Raw genomic sequence first — 14878 nt, 5'->3', positions numbered from 1 at the left:
CCTCTCGCTAGGTGACCGCGGCCCGAATGGTTTCCCGCAGGGAGGACATCGTGGCGACCACGGCCGTCGGTTCGTACCCGCAGTGGGCCATGCAGTTGGCGCAGCGCGGATCGTTGCCGCGGCCGAACGCATCCCAGTCGGTGTCCTCGATGAGTTCCCGATACGTCGCCGCGTACCCGTCGGCGAGCAGATAGCACGGGCGCTGCCAGCCTTTCAGCGAGTAGGACGGGATCGCCCATGCCGTGCAACGGAAGTCGATCTTGCCCTCGAGGAAGTCCAGATACAGCGGAGAGTGGTTGAGCCGCCAGCGTTTCCGGCGGCCGTCGGCGAACGCCTTGGCGAACAGCTCGCGGGTCTGCTCCACACCCAGCCAGTGATCCTGGTCGGGCGCCTTCTCGTAGGCGTAGCCGGGCGAGATCTGCATGTGGTCGACCTCGAGCTCGTCGTTGAGGAAGTCGAGCACGCCGATCACGTCCTGCGGCGAATCCACGTCGAAGAAGGTGGTATTCGTCATCACCCGGAACCCGGCGGCCTTGGCCGCGCGAATGGCCGCCACCGCGGTGTCGAAGACGCCGTCCTTGCAGACCGAGGCGTCGTGCCGCTCGCGCAGCCCGTCGATGTGCACCATCCACGCGAAATTGCGGTGCGGGGCGAACTTGTGCATGTGCTTGGGCAGCAGCACGGCGTTCGTGCACAGGAACACGATCTTGTTGCGCCGCAACAGCTGTCGCACGATCTCGTCGATCTGCGGGTGCATCAGGGGCTCACCGCCCGCGATGGACACCATGGGCGCGCCGCACTCCTCGATCGCGGCGACCGCCTGCGCCACCGGCATGCGCTGGCGCAGCACGGTGTGCGGGTGCTGAATCTTGCCGCAGCCCGCGCATTTCAGGTTGCAGGCGAACAGCGGCTCCAATTCGACGATGATGGGGAACTTCTGCCGTCGCAGGAGCTTCTGTCTGGCGAGATAGGCTCCCAGACGCAGGGATTGACGGAACGGCATGGCCATTCAACTCACCTCCCGGGGCAAGTCGCGAAGCTGTACCGGGCCCAGCCCGGACAGCGCTGTCAACAGGTTGTTCATCAGATCGCCCGGCGCCGAGATGTCGGCGACGACACCGATGCGCCGGACCCCGCGCAGCCAGCGCAACTCGACCGCGCCGACGTCGTCGACCACGTGCACGCACACACCCTCGGCCGCACGGTTTTCGGCCGATCGCCGCACGTCGGGGGAGTCCGGCGCGCCGAGCACCAGCACGAGATCGGCATTATCTGCCACCTCCGGTCCGCCGAGGGTCACCTCATGATCCCCCGCGGCGGCGGACCACTGGTCCAGAACGGGCGCCGCGGCCCGCAGCGCCCGCAGCGCGAGCACGCCGCGCCACGGCGTTCCCGGGCGCAGCAGCGGTGCGTCGGGAGTGTCGACGATGGCCCGCAGCGCCACGGCCCGACCGTCGGCGGCGTCGGCCAGGAACGCCGACTCGGTGTCCACGGCGACAGCGCCGGTGTCGGCCAGGCGGGTTCGGGCCGGACCGTCGACCACGCGCTCGGCGGAGTAGATCGGGCCCAGCGTCGCCCGGAGCCCGCGCCGACGCAGCGCGGCGTGCAGCAGGGGAGCGGCCGGGCTCGGCACTACCGTTGCGGCACTGCGAATCTCGTCGGCCACGACCAGATCGCCGGGGCGCAGCGCGCGGTCCAGGGCACCGGCCACCCCCGCGATCGCGATCGGGCCCCCGGCGGGCCAGGACGGTCGCCGCGTCGGCCCGCGCCCGGTGCGCACCACCGGTGCCGATACCGTGCCCCGCAGCGCGGCGCGCTCGGAACGCAAAGGGGTGCAGACGATTCCGGGTCCGGTCATGGGGTCGGCCGCTGTCGCGCGCGGGTGTATCGGCCCAGCGCCCAGATCGGGAAGACCAGCCGGTACAGGTGGTAGTTGATGTAGAAGTCGCCCGGGAAGCCGGTGCCGGTGTAGTGGTCCTCGTCCCAGGTGCCGTCGGGGCGCTGGGTGTCGATCAGCCAGGCGACGCCGCGGTCGACGGCGGGGGAGTCCGGGTCGGCGGCCAGCAGCGCCAGCAGCGCCCACGCGGTCTGCGACGCGGTGGAAGTGCCGCGGCCGATCCACGCCGGATCGCGATAGGACCGCAGATCCTCACCCCAGCCGCCGTCGGGATTCTGATGTTCCGCCAGCCAGGCGAGGGCGGCCCGGATCGGTGTCGACCGCGGATTCATGCCGGTGGCGACGAGTGCGGGCACCGCCGCGCCGGTGCCGTAGACGTAGTTCGCGCCCCACCGCCCGAACCAGGAGCCGTCGGACTCCTGATGGTCGAGCAGCCAGCGGACCCCGCGGCGGCAGGCGGGCTCGGCGCCGCGGCCCAGCGCCGCCATCATCTCCACCACGTGCGCGGTCACATCGGCCGAGGGCGGGTCGGTGACCGCGCCGAAATCGCAGAACGGCAGCTTCATCGGCAGCGTCGAGGTGTTGTCGGCGTCGAAGGCGCCCCAGCCGCCGTCGCGGGACTGCATGCCGACCGTCCACTCCGCGGCACGGTCCACGGCGGCCGCCAGCCGCGCCGGGTCCGGATGCGACACCCGGTGCAGCGCCAGGACGATCTCGGCGGTGTCGTCGGTGTCCGGGTAGACGTCGTTGGCGAATTCGAAGGCCCAGCCGCCGGATTCGAGCCGTGGCCGCCGCACCTGCCAGTCGCCGCCGCCGGTGATCTGTTCGCCCAGCAGCCAATCGGTGGCGCGCAGCACCGCCGGGTCGTCGCCCGGCACCCCGGCGTCCAGCAGCGCGGCCACCGCCAGACCGGTGTCCCACACCGGTGACTGGCACGCCTCCAGGCGGCGCACCTCGCCGTCGGGGGTGTGCTCGCGGACGGTGAAGCCGTCCAGCCCCTCGATTCCCGCGCGGATCGCCGGATGGTCCAGCGGATAACCCAGAAGGTGCAGTGCCAGCAGCGAATACACCCACGGCGGCTGGATGCCGCCCCAGCCGCCGTCGGCCTCCTGGCGCGCCAGGATCCATTCCGCCGCGCGCCGCATCGCCAGAGTGCGCACCGGCGCAACCGGATAGCGGGCGTAGCCGTGCAGCACCGAATCCAGACGCTGGAACAGCCCGGCGAGACCGAGGATGGACTGCCGCTTCGGTCGCGGTGCGCCGCTGCGCAATTCGTTGATCCCGAACGGCAGCGGCCGGGACGGCCGCAGGGTGGAAACCACGGTCAAGGGCACGACCGTCTGGCGGGCCCAGCAGCCCCAGTCGTAGATGTTGAGCGGAAACCACGACGGCAGGAAGACGAGTTCCGGTGGCAGGTTGGGGAGTTCGTCCCAGGACCACAAACCGAACAGCGCCAACCATATTCGGGTGAACACGCGGCTGTTCTCGACACCGCCGCTGGCGCGCACGAACTCGGCGGCGGCCCGCAGGTGCGGCGCGTCGGCGGCGTCTCCGGCCAGCCGCAGCGCCACCCACGCCTCGACGGTGGTGGACAGGTCGCCGGGCCCGTCGTGGAAGGTCGCCCACGTGCCGTCGGGCCGCTGCTGGGATCGGATCCAGCGGGCCGCCGGTTCGGTCACCGCCGGGGTCGAGATGCCCAGGAACTCGCGCAGCAGCAGATCCTCGGCGTCCATGGTGACATTGGTGGCGAGTTCGCCCTTCCACCACCCCGTTTCGTGTTGCAGCGCGCGCAGGTGGCCGACCGCCGCCCCCAGGGCGTCGGTGGCCGCCGCGGCCGTGCTCTGGGTGGTGAGGTCCGGGTCTGTCGCGGTCATGCTCAAGCACTCCGTTCGATGATGAAATTCGCCAGATCGGCCAGCTCCCGGTGCGGTTCGGCGCACAGCGGGACGCTGTCGAGCGCGCGTTCGGCCGCGTGCACCCGCCGCCGCGCCTCGGCCCGCGCCCACTGCCGCCCGCCGCCGGACTCGATGAGGTCGGCGGCGGCCTGTAATTCGTCGTCGGTCGGTTCGCCGGGACCGGTCAGCAGGCGGGCCAGCTCCCGCCCGGTATCCCCACCGGCCCGCACGGTCCAGGTGACCGGCAGCGTCTTCTTGCGCGAGCGCAGATCGGAGAAGACCGGCTTGCCCGTCACCTCCGGGCGGCCCCAGATGCCGAGCAGATCGTCGACCAGCTGGAAGGCGAGCCCGATATTGCGGCCGTAGCAGCCCAGCGCCGTCACCGTGGCGGGCGGCGCGGCGGCCAGCACGCCGCCGACGACCACGCTGGCCGCCAGCAGCGCGGCGGTCTTGTTCTCCGCCATCCGCACGCATTCGTCCAGGCCGACATCGTCGCGGTGCTCGAAACCGACATCGGCGGACTGCCCGTAGATCAGGTCCCGGGTGGCGGCGCCGACCACCCGGGCCGCCGAAACCGCATGGGGGGAACCGGAATCCAGTAGCACCTCGTGGGCGAGGGAAAGCATGGCGTCGCCCGCCAGGATCGCGATCGCGTCGCCCCACACCGCCCACACCGTCGGCCGGTGCCGGCGGGTGGCGTCGCGGTCCATCAGGTCGTCGTGCACCAGCGAGAAGTTGTGCACCAGTTCGACCGCGACCGCGCCCGGCACCGCGCACGCCTCGTCGCCACCGGCCGCGGCCGCGGCGAGCAGCGCCAGCCGGGAGCGAATGGACTTGCCCCCGTTGGCCGAGACGGGATTGCCGTGCTCGTCGCACCAGCCGAGGTGATAGGCGACCACCGGGCGGATGGTGTCGTCGAGCTGGGTCACCGCCCGATGTAGCGCGGAACGCACCGCGTTGTGGCCGGAATCGACTCCCGAAAGGGCAGTGACCGTCATCGGAACACCTCCGAGATGGGTGTGCTGGAGTTGTCGGAAATAGCCGGGACATCCGAAACCAGGTGGGCCGCCGCGGATTCGCCGCTGCGCACCGCGCCCTCCATGGTCGCGGGCCAGCCGGTGTCGGTCCAGGCGCCCGCGAGATACAGACCGGGCAGCGCGGTCCGGGGGCCGGGACGCAGGCGGGCCGTCCCCGGGGCCGGGCGGAACGTGGCGTGGCGTTCGCGGGTGACGAAGAACTCGCGCACCCGGGCCGCGCGGGCGGCGGGCAGCAGGCGGTGCAGCGCGGGCAGGAACCGTTCCCGCAGTTCGGCGGTCGGGCGATCGATGAACTCGTCGGCGGCCGACACCGAGATCGCCAGGTATTGCCCGTCGTCCAGGCCCGACGCGGGCGTGCGGTCGAACACCCACTGCGCGGCGGTGCCGACGCCCGCGCGGAACGGCTCGGGCAGCACCGGCCGGTCGTAGACCACGTGCACATTGACGATCGGTGAGTGCCCCAGCGCGGCAGCCCAATCCGGCGGCAGGTCGACCGCGCCCGCCGGGAGCAGCGCGGCCGCCGCCTCGTGCGGGACGGCCAGCACCACGGCGTCCACCTCGGTCGCTATGCCGTCGGCGACCACCGTCCACCCGGTCGGCGTCCGCTCCAGCGCGGTGACCTTGGCGCCCGTGCGCACGGTGGCGCCCGCCGCCGTCAGCGCCGACCGGGCGGCGTCGCCGTGCAACCGGCGCAGCGGAATTCGCGACCAGCCGATGTCGGCGGCATCGGCCCGGGTGAGCAGGCCGATCTGAAAGACCGTGGCGGCCAACGCGAGCGACGCGTCGTCGGCGTGGGCGTTGAGGGTCGCGATGCCGACCAGATCCCACAGGCTGTCGATGGTGGCCCGCCGCTGCCCGTGCGCGCGCAGCCAGTCGCCGAAACTCACGGTGTCGGTGCGCGGGTCGGTGACATCGACCGCGCGCAGGGCCAGCGCGGCCCGCACGAAGCGCGCCCGGTCCGCGGCGGACAGCCACGGATAGCGCAGCAGGGCCCAGCCCAGATGCAGGGGAGCGGGCAGCGGCAGTCGGCGCAGCCGCCCCGCCGTGTCCGCGTCGTGCACCGGAATGTCCAGCCGCCGTTGCAGATGCACGTCGTTCTCGACGCCGAGCCGGGCCAGCAGCGCCCGATATCGGGTGCAGCAGCGCAGGAAGACGTGCTGGCCGTTGTCCACCCACAGCCCGTCGCGGCTGAACGAGTAGGTCAATCCGCCCAGCCACGACCGCGATTCGAAGAGCGTGACCGGACAGCGCGCGTCCGCGCAGCCGAGGGCGGCGGTGATACCGGCGAGTCCGCCACCGATCACCGCTACCCGAGGCCCGAGGGCGGGCGTGCCCGTGCCCGCAATCACGGCTTGCGCCCCCGTGTCGAGCGGGACCGGCCCGCGGACGGTTTCAGCAGCAGGGCGGCGCTGGCGAGCGCCGCCACCGAGCGCCGCACGCCCGCCGGGAGTCTGCGCAGCGCCGCCGGGTCGGCCACCGCCGCCGAACTCCGCAGCAGCGCACCGGAAGCCACGCCGGTCTTGGCCCACCCGGACAGCGACAGCCGCCGGTCGTACACGGCCACCGGATTCGCCAGGATGCGCGCGTTCAGCTGCCGATAGATGCCCGCCATCGCCGCGCAGCACGCGGCGCTGCGGGAGTCCAGCTCCGGAATGAGCCGCAGCCCCAGGCAATACCAGTTCTCGGCCCGCTCGGCGGCATGGCGGATCAGCGCGGCCAGCCGCCCGTCCGGATCGTGCAGCGCCCCACCGGCATCCAGCTTCAGCTCGACCCCGAACCGTTCCAGCTCGGCGCGCGGCAGATACACCCGGCCGTTCATCAGGTCCTCCCGGATGTCGCGCAGAATATTGGTCTGCTGCAACGCGATTCCGAGCTGGTCGGCGAACAGCGGGGCCCGCGGGTCGGTGCCGGCGCCGAACACCGACAGGCACAGCCGCCCGACCGTGCCCGCGACACACCGGCAGTAGCTGGTGAGTTCGGCGAAATCCTGGTATTCGACGCCGTCGAGATCCATCTGCACGCCGTCGATCAGCTCGTCGAACGCCGAGATCGGCACCGGATAGCGGCGCGCGGCGTCGGCCAGCGCCGTGCGGACCGGGTCGTCGGCGGTATCGGGGTCGTGCAGTGACTTGCGCACCGCCGCAAGCGCTTCGGTCTTGGCGCCCGGCGCCAGGTCGCCGTCGCCGATATCGTCGATCCGCCGGGCCATCGCGTACAGCGCGCACAGCGCCGCCCGCTTGTCGGGGGGCAGCAGCCGGATGCCGTAGTAGAAGTTCTTCGCCGCGGTACGCGTGATCTCCTCGCAGGCGACGTAGGCGTCGCGCACGGTGGTGTTGTTCATCGAGTTGTCACCCTCCTGTGGTGGGCGAGCAGGGACACCATCGACCGGACGAGATCGGCCCGGCGCGGCGCGGTCGGCTCGTGCCACACATCGCCGCCCGCGGCCCGCAGCGCCCGGACCGTCGCGTAGCCACCCGCCACATATCCGGCGACGGCGACCCTCGCCCAGCCGGTCAGCCGCCCCACCAGCTCCGATCCCTCGTCCAGCAGCGCCGCGGACCGATCCACCTGCCGCAGCACCGCGGCCCGGCTGCCGTGACCGGTTCCGGACACCAGATCGGCTGCGGTGACACCGAATTCGGCGAGATCGTCCTGCGGCAGATAGACGCGCCCGGCGGCGAGATCCTCGGCGACGTCCTGACAGTGCTCGAGCACCTGCAATGCCGAACACACCCGATCCGACAGGGCCTCGTTGCGCGGGGTGGACTGATCGAACACCTCGAGCACGAGGCGTCCGATCGGGTCGGCGGACAGTCGGCAGTAGCCCAGCAGATCCTCGAACGTCGCGTAGCGGCGCACGCGCTGATCCATCAGGTTGGCCTCGATCAGCCGCCGGAACGGCTCCTGCGCCAGATCGCAGTCGGCGACCGTCGAGGTCAACGCCCGCAGTACCGGATGCCGCGGCTCGTCTCCTGCCCAGACCCGCGCCAGATCGGCGCGGAACTCGAGCAGCCGCGCCGTGCGATCGCCCGGCGCGCGGTCGCCGATGTCATCGATCGTGCGCACCACCGCATACACTGCGTGCAGGTGGCGGCGGGGTTCGCGCGGCAGCCATCGCAGCGCTACCGGGAAGTTCTCACCGTGTTCTCGGGCCCGCAACTCACGGGTCCCGACTGGGGCGCCCATCTCTCGATGATGACCGGGAACCCGGGGTCAAATCTTCAACCGGTCGAGTGATTTTGAACGTCCGTTTTTATCACGAGGTGATAATGGGGACCGGAGGAATTCGGATGAACGACTCTCAGGTTGCATCCCCGGAGACAAGGGCGGCCCTCGAGTGCCTCGCGCGGGAACTCGAGGCCACGATGCCGAATCTGCTCGACGAGGTGCGCGATCTCCTCGCCCACGAGTGGCAGGACTTCGCCCAGTTCCTCGACGAGCACCACCCCGAGGTCGACGAGGCGGCCGTGCTGTTCGTGCACCGGCTGCTCGATATGGCCGAGCGCCGTCCCGCGTGCGGCCGCGAACATCGGCAGACCCGGCTGGTGTTCGAACAGATCGGGCGGCAACAGTTCGAGGACGGCGGCGAGCTGTCGGATCTGCTCAGCGCCTATCAGGTCGGTGCGCGCGCCGCGTGGCGGCACGTGGCCGAGAGCGCGCTGCGGATCGGGCTCGGCCCGCACCTGCTGGCCGCGCTGGCCGAGGCGGTGTTCGCCTTCGTCGACGAGTTCTCCACCGCCTCGGCGCACGGCTATGTGTTGGAGCAGGCGTCCTCCAGCGCGGCGCGGGCGCATCGCCGCGAGGAACTGGCCGAGCTGCTGCTGTCGGGCCGCTCCGACAAGGTCGGCCTGGACTCGGCGGCCGAACGCGCGGGCTGGCCGCTACCGGCCACCGCGGCCGTGGTGCTGGCCGATCCCGCCGACACCGCGGCGAGCGCGGCGGTCGAGGGGCTGGACATGAACACCCTGCCCATCCGCCTGCCCAATCTGACCGGTGTCATCGTGCCGGGCCTGGTCACCGGGGAGCGCGGCCGCCGCCTCACCGCCGCCCTGGACGGCCACGCCGTGGTGATCGGAAAATCGCTGACGCTGGATCTGCTACCCGCCGGACTCCACATCGCCCGCACCGCACTGGATCTGCGTCGGGCCGGGGTCCTCGTCGACAGCCCCGTCCACGTCGGCGAGCACCTGGACACCGTGATCGCCAACCGCGACCAGCGCCTGCTCTCCCTGCTGCGCGACGACGTTCTGCAACCGCTGCAATCGATTCCGCCGGGCACGCGGGACCGGCTCGTCGAGACCCTGCGCTGCTGGCTGTGGAATATGGGGGATCGACAGGCGATGGCCCACGAGTTGCACATCCACCCGCAGACCGTCCGCTACCGCCTGGGTCGCCTCCAGGAACTGTTCGGTGGCCGCCTCGACGAGCCCCACGAGCGCGCCCGCCTGTTCCTGGTGCTGGCCTGGAGCATGCCCCACGCCCGGCCGAAAACGCCGCTGGCGCAACGAACGAACGGCCACAACGGTACCGACCTGTATCGGCGCTAGCCGTCGCCTCGGATGCTGTACAGCGCACCGACTCCGGTCGCCAGCGCCGACGATGTTCCGGCGATGGTCCACCCCACCGGGCCGAGCGGGCGGCAGCCGAAGTAGGTGCACACGCCCGGCGTCATGACCACGGCGGCGAGGACCGCGCCGCTGGCCGCGGTCGTCACCCACACCAGCGGGCTGCGGTATCCGGCCAGCAGGGTCTGGCCCAGCTGGGTGCCGATCAGCGCGACCAGTCCGATGGTGGCGGCGCGCCGTGTGGTTCCGGTGTAGCGGCCGATCGTCCAGGCGGTGGTCGCACCGATCGTGGTGACCGTCGCGCGGACCGCGATCGCCCGGAACAGGTCCGCGCCGAGATCGGCGGGTGGCCGGGCGGCGAGTTCGGTGGCCAGCTCCGCCACCCGGCGATCGTGATCGTCGGCGCCGGTGGCGCCGGACCGATCGTCGGGCGACAGCGCGACCGCCATCGCCGGGAACATGTCGGTGAGCATATTGACCAGCAGGAATTGCCGGGTTCCCAGCGGCGCCCGGCCCGACAGCGCGGTGCCGAGGACGGTGAAGGCGACCTCCCCCGCATTGCCGCCGACCAGCACGCCGACCGCGTCGGTGATGCGCTGCCACATGCCGCGGCCCTCGGTCAGCGCCGCCAGCAGCGCGATCGGATCCGGATCGGTGAGGACCAGATCGGCGGCATTGCGGGCGGCGGTGGATCCGCGTGCGGCGATGCCGATTCCGATGTCCGCGGTGCGGATGGCCGCGGCGTCGTTGCCGCCGTCACCGGCCATGGCCACCACCCGGCCCGCCCGCTGCAAGGCGGTGACTATCCGCACCTTCTGGCGCGGGCCGACGCGGGCGAAAACCCTGCTGCGGGCGATGAGTTCGGTCTGCGCGGTATCGTCGAGGCCGTCGAGATCGCTTCCGGTGGTGACCGTTTCGGCATCGATACCGAGCTGCCGGGCGACGGCGGCGGCGGTCACCGGATGGTCGCCGGTGATGATGCGGACGTCGATATTGTTGTGGCGCAGGGCATTCACCAAGGGAGCGGCCTGCGGCCGCGGGGTATCGGCGAGACCGATGAAGCCCACCAGCGTCAGGTGCTCCACGGCGTCCTCGATGTCCTCCGGTGGTTGCCGCAGCTCCCGCCGGGCCACCACCAGCACCCGCAAACCCTGGTCGGCGAGGTCGTGGACCACCCGTTCGGCGCGGTCGCGGTCGTTGTCGGACATCGGGATACCGGACTCGTCGGCGCGCTGGCGCCGGGTGCAGCGGGCCAGCACCACCTCCGGCGCGCCCTTGACCACCAGGCGCAGCCGGCGCGGCACCCGGCCGAGCGCGGCGGCGTATCCGCGGTCGGATTCGAACGGGATCTCCTCGACGGTCGACCATCGCTCGTCGTCGGGCAGCGTGCTGTGGGCCGCGTCGAGCACGGCGCGGTCGGTGGCGTGCACGACCGGCCCGTCGGGGTCGGGGCAGGCTCGGGCCGCCTCCCGCAGCAGATGCCGGGCGTGCGGATCGTCGTCGTGCGGCGACCACTGCCGGGTGAGGTCGGCCAGGGCGGTCAATTGCAGGCGGCCCCGGGTCAGGGTGCCCGTCTTGTCGAAGCAGATGGTGTCGACCCGGCCCAGGGCCTCGACGGTGCGGCTGGAGCGGACCAGCACGCCGCGGCGCGACAGCCGGCGCGCGGCGGCGAGCTGGGCGACCGTGGCGACGAGCGGAAGCCCTTCGGGCACAGCCGCTGTCGCCACCGCCACGCCGCCCGCGATCGCGTCGCGCAGGCGCCGGCTGCGCAGCCAGGACAGGGCGGTGACGGCCGACCCGCCCGCCACCGTCAACGGCAGCGCCCGCTCGGTCAGATGCCGCAGCTGCGCCTGCACGCCCCCGAGCGACGGCGGGACGGCGGATGCCGCGGCGCGCTGGATCTCGGTCTCGCCGCCGACCGCGACCACGACCGCCAGGGCGCACCCGTTGACGACGGTGCTGCCCTCGAAAACCATGCAGTGCCGGTCGCCCAGGTCGGCCCCCGGCGCGGGGGCCGGATGCTTGTCGACGGTCACCGACTCGCCGGTGAGGGCCGACTCGTCCATCTCCAGATCCTCGACATGCAGCAGCCGGGCGTCGACGGGCACGACATCACCGGCGCGCAGCACGATCAGGTCGCCGACGCGAAGCCGATCGGCGGGCACGCGTTCCTCGTCATCCTCCTCGATGACGCCCGCCCGCGCCGCCCGATCGACGCGACGGCCGGTGATCACCTCGGCGCGCAACAGCCGTCCCAGTGCCGTTTCCGCGCGTTGCCGCTGTAGCGCCGAGGCCGTGGCGTTCACGGTCATGACCGAGCCGACGAGGATGGCGTCGGTGGGTGATCCGAGGATGGCCGAGGCGGCGGCCCCGACGGCCAGCACCGGGGTGAGCGGATCGGTCAACTCCTGCCGCAGTTGCGCGGCGAAGTGGGCGGTCGGCGCGAGCGTGTGCGCGAGCCGGTCGAGCACGGTGCCGGGGCGATGGTCCGGGGGAGGGGCGGGTGGACCCGGGTCCGGTAGCAGTGCCAGCACATCCTCGGATTCCATGGCATGCCAGGGCAACAGCGGAGTCCGGGTGGTTTCGAGTTCGGTGCGCCCGGCCTGCCACGCCGACGCCGCGCCGGAGAACAGCCCGGCGAATTGCGCCGCGGTGACCGGCCATCGGCCGCGCCGCCGCGGCGCCGTGACGAACAGCAGACCGCCCAGCGCGCACGCCGACAGGGCCAGCACCCGGCCGCGTTCGCTGGCCCGGCGGGCGGGTTCGATCATGGCGAGCAGGCGGTGCACCTGGTCGAGATCGCGGCAGAGCGCGTCGGCGCTCCACGGGATGTGCCGGGTGCTCGGCCCGATCAGCCCGATCCCGGCATCGGCGGCGGCGAGCGCCCGGTGCGCGCGCGTGGACAGCATCGCCACGGTGTGGCCCTCGCGCTGTAGGCCTCGCACCAGGTGCCGCACCGAGCGGCCGCTCTGCACGAATTCGTCGGCGAGCGACCGCAATTGGGTGCTGTTGTCCCTGCCGAGCAGCACCACCCGCAGCCCGGCCCGCCGGGCCGCGGTCAGCACCGCCGGTGTGCGCGAATCGAGTTCGTGCCCGACCAGCACCCGGCCGACGACCTGTCCGGATACGCTCACCTTCCGCCACGACGGGGCCCGCTGCTGCTTCCCCGGCGCGGGATGCAACCTGATCTGCGCCGAATCATCGCTGTCTGCACCGGGATTCGAGGCATACCAGGACAGGGCGTGCTGCCCCGCGCTCCAGACCCGGGCCACCGGCCAGCCGCCCTCGACGGTGTCGGCATCCAGCACCAGTCGGCGCTCGCCCAGCAGGGTTTCCTCGTCGGCCACGAGGACGTCGAGCCGGTCCAGGCGGCGCCATACCGACGGATCCAGCGTCACCACACCGGCATTCGACAACTGGATGGCCGCGACCGCGGCGTAGCACTCCCGGCTGGTCCGTGCCGCCTTCGGCGCGCCGAGCGCCAATGCGGAGGCGGCGTCGTCGAATCCGCGCCCGATCACCGCCGTGATCATGCCCGCCAGCGCGCCCGTGGTCGCCTCGTCGGCGCTGCGTTCGACCGGACCGGGCGGCAGCTCCAGCGGACGCGCCTCGACGGGCAGCGGCTCGACGATCTGCCGGTCGCGCCGGTGCACGAGCTCGGCCTCCCAGCGCCGCCAGCCCAGATGCCGCGCACCGGCCTCGGCCAGGATCAGCGTGCGCAGCGCCGCGTCGGCGAGCAGGCTGCCGACATCCTCGCCCGCGGTCTGCCCGATCGCGTTGGCCGCGGTCAACAGCAGGTCGGTGCGCGGCCGCCCGATCCGGGCCTCCAGCAGGTCCCGCACCCGCGGCTGGGTATCGGCCAATGCCGCTGCGGCAGCGACGAATTCCAGCGGGCCGCGCTGCTTGGGCACCATCGCGCCCGCGGCGGCCAGCATCGCACCGGCCACGTCCGCGGTCAGCGAAATCGCCGCGGACAGCACCGGTTCCAGGTCCGCCGGATGCGTCGCGGCCGGATCCCAGTCGAGCTCGTCGACGCCGATGTCGCGCTCGGCCTCCTCGACGGCGGTGATCGCGCATTCGGAATCGGCGCCCTCGTCCAGGGCGACCGTCACGTGACCGGTCACCGCGTTGATCTGCCAGTCGCGCACCCCGTCGCACCGCCCCAGCTGCTGCTGCACGGCCATGGCCACATCGGTGCCGCGCGCGGACGCCAGCCCGTGCACCTCGATCAGCGTATGTTCCCCCACGGTGGCGACCCGGCGCTCGCGGTGCAACTGCGGATCGGCCAGGGCGCCCAGCTCCCGCCGCAACTGCTCGACGGTCACCGAGGCCGCGTCCCACCGGGACCGGGCCGACCGGACCCCGGCCTCGGCGGCCCGCACCGGCAGCGCGGCCGAATCGACGACCAGCGATACCGCTGCATCGGCCATCAGCCCTGCCCCGGAACGCACCACCCGCGATGCCGCTCCGACCATCTCCCCGAGCACCTGTCACCTCCATGCGCCGTCGTCCCCCGTCTGAGGGCGCACTACCCGCCGACGCGGGGTTCAACCGGATCTTCGGCGGCTCGGTGCCCATACACTTTGACCTGTTGACGATTTCGCCCTGCGATCCGAGGAGATCAACACAATGAGAATTGGTATCGGACTGCCGAATCAGGTTCGCGACGTGCGCTCGTCGGTCATCCCGGCGTGGGCGGAACGGGCCGAGAAGGCGGGGTTCGTCAGCCTGGGCACCGTCGGCCGCCACGCGTATCCGGGTGTCGCGGACACCGTGGCCCTCGCCGCGGCCGCCGCCGTGACCAGCAGGGCCGAACTGATCACCGGCGTGCTGCTCGGCCCCACGTGGCCCGCCCCGCTGCTGGCCAAGGAGCTCGCCGGTATCGACGGCGTCTCCGGTGGCCGGTTGACCGTCGGGCTGGGTGTCGGCGGGCGCGAGGACGACTTCGTCGCCGACGGGTACGGCCCGCGCGGCCGGGGCGCGCGATTCGATCGCGACCTCGAGGTGTATCGCTCGGTCTGGCAGGGCGAACCGGTCGGCGGCGGCCCGAATGCGGCTGTGCCGCAAGGCACTCGGCAGATTCCCATGCTGTTCGGTGGCTTCGCACCGGCCGCGCTGGACCGCATGGCGCGCTGGGGCGAGGGCTACGTGGGCGGCTCCATGCCCGCGCAGTTCGTGAGCCCGACCTACGACGCGGCGCGGGACGCATGGCAGCGGGCGGGCCGCGACGGCGAACCGCGACTGGTCGCCCTGGTCTACTTCGCCCTCGCCGACGGCGACGCGGGCAAGCGGAACGTCCACGACTACTACACCGCCACCGGTGAGGAGATGGCCACCCAGATCTCCGCCGCGGTGTGCGACTCGCCCGCGAAGCTCGAGGAGGCCCGGTCGTCGTTCGCCGACATCGGCGCCACCGACATCGTCTTCAACCCCGCCACCGACGACATCGACGACATCGCTCGCCTCGCCGACGTCGTCCTCTGA

General features: G+C 72.2%; 10 protein-coding genes. 2 read left to right on the top strand and 8 right to left on the bottom strand.

Annotation, left to right across the window (positions count from 1 at the left end):
• Positions 1–7 precede the first annotated feature (7 nt).
• Genes hpnH through hpnC form a run of 7 tightly spaced genes read right to left on the bottom strand, consistent with a single transcriptional unit; the run spans position 8 to position 8015 of the window.
• Positions 8–1009 (bottom strand): adenosyl-hopene transferase HpnH, encoded by a 1002-nt coding sequence (hpnH, locus tag HPY32_RS39825; RefSeq protein WP_067587589.1) that lies wholly within the window; start codon positions 1007–1009, stop codon positions 8–10.
• A complete protein-coding gene (locus HPY32_RS39820; RefSeq protein ID WP_156674423.1) occupies positions 1010–1858 on the bottom strand; it encodes a phosphorylase family protein in 849 nt (282 codons plus the stop codon). It abuts the gene before it with no gap.
• A complete protein-coding gene (gene shc / locus HPY32_RS39815) occupies positions 1855–3771 on the bottom strand; it encodes a squalene--hopene cyclase (RefSeq protein WP_067587595.1) in 1917 nt (638 codons plus the stop codon). Before shc ends, HPY32_RS39820 begins: the two co-directional genes overlap by 4 nt.
• Positions 3772–3773: 2 nt before the next feature.
• The gene (locus HPY32_RS39810; protein WP_067587598.1) at positions 3774–4790 is read right to left on the bottom strand and encodes a polyprenyl synthetase family protein; all 1017 of its coding nucleotides are present in this window, start codon (positions 4788–4790) and stop codon (positions 3774–3776) included.
• Positions 4787–6178: a hydroxysqualene dehydroxylase HpnE gene (gene hpnE / locus HPY32_RS39805; RefSeq protein ID WP_216676720.1), complete on the bottom strand. Its 1392-nt coding sequence runs from the start codon at positions 6176–6178 to the stop codon at positions 4787–4789. The genes HPY32_RS39810 and hpnE overlap by 4 nt, the downstream gene beginning before the upstream one ends.
• Positions 6175–7170 carry a presqualene diphosphate synthase HpnD gene (gene hpnD, locus HPY32_RS39800; RefSeq protein WP_067587600.1) on the bottom strand — a complete coding sequence of 332 codons (996 nt, stop codon included), beginning with the start codon at positions 7168–7170 and terminating at the stop codon, positions 6175–6177. Before hpnD ends, hpnE begins: the two co-directional genes overlap by 4 nt.
• Positions 7167–8015: a squalene synthase HpnC gene (gene hpnC, locus HPY32_RS39795; protein ID WP_067587602.1), complete on the bottom strand. Its 849-nt coding sequence runs from the start codon at positions 8013–8015 to the stop codon at positions 7167–7169. The genes hpnD and hpnC overlap by 4 nt, the downstream gene beginning before the upstream one ends.
• 104 nt (positions 8016–8119) lie before the next feature.
• Between hpnC and HPY32_RS39790 the strand changes: the two genes are divergently transcribed.
• On the top strand, positions 8120–9376 hold the full coding sequence (locus HPY32_RS39790) for a PucR family transcriptional regulator (protein ID WP_082871329.1): 1257 nt from the start codon (positions 8120–8122) through the stop codon (positions 9374–9376).
• On the opposite strand, the gene HPY32_RS39785 is transcribed toward HPY32_RS39790, so the two are convergent.
• The gene (locus HPY32_RS39785) at positions 9373–13824 is read right to left on the bottom strand and encodes a cation-translocating P-type ATPase (RefSeq protein ID WP_082871330.1); all 4452 of its coding nucleotides are present in this window, start codon (positions 13822–13824) and stop codon (positions 9373–9375) included. The two genes, HPY32_RS39790 and HPY32_RS39785, sit on opposite strands and share 4 nt — an antisense overlap.
• 199 nt (positions 13825–14023) lie before the next feature.
• Between HPY32_RS39785 and HPY32_RS39780 the strand changes: the two genes are divergently transcribed.
• Positions 14024–14878, top strand: coding sequence for an LLM class flavin-dependent oxidoreductase (locus HPY32_RS39780; RefSeq protein ID WP_067587607.1), 855 nt, complete (start codon positions 14024–14026; stop codon positions 14876–14878).

Source organism: Nocardia terpenica (genome assembly GCF_013186535.1).
Taxonomy (GTDB): Bacteria; Actinomycetota; Actinomycetes; order Mycobacteriales; family Mycobacteriaceae; genus Nocardia; species Nocardia terpenica.
This window is presented reverse-complemented; position numbering and strand designations above follow the sequence as displayed.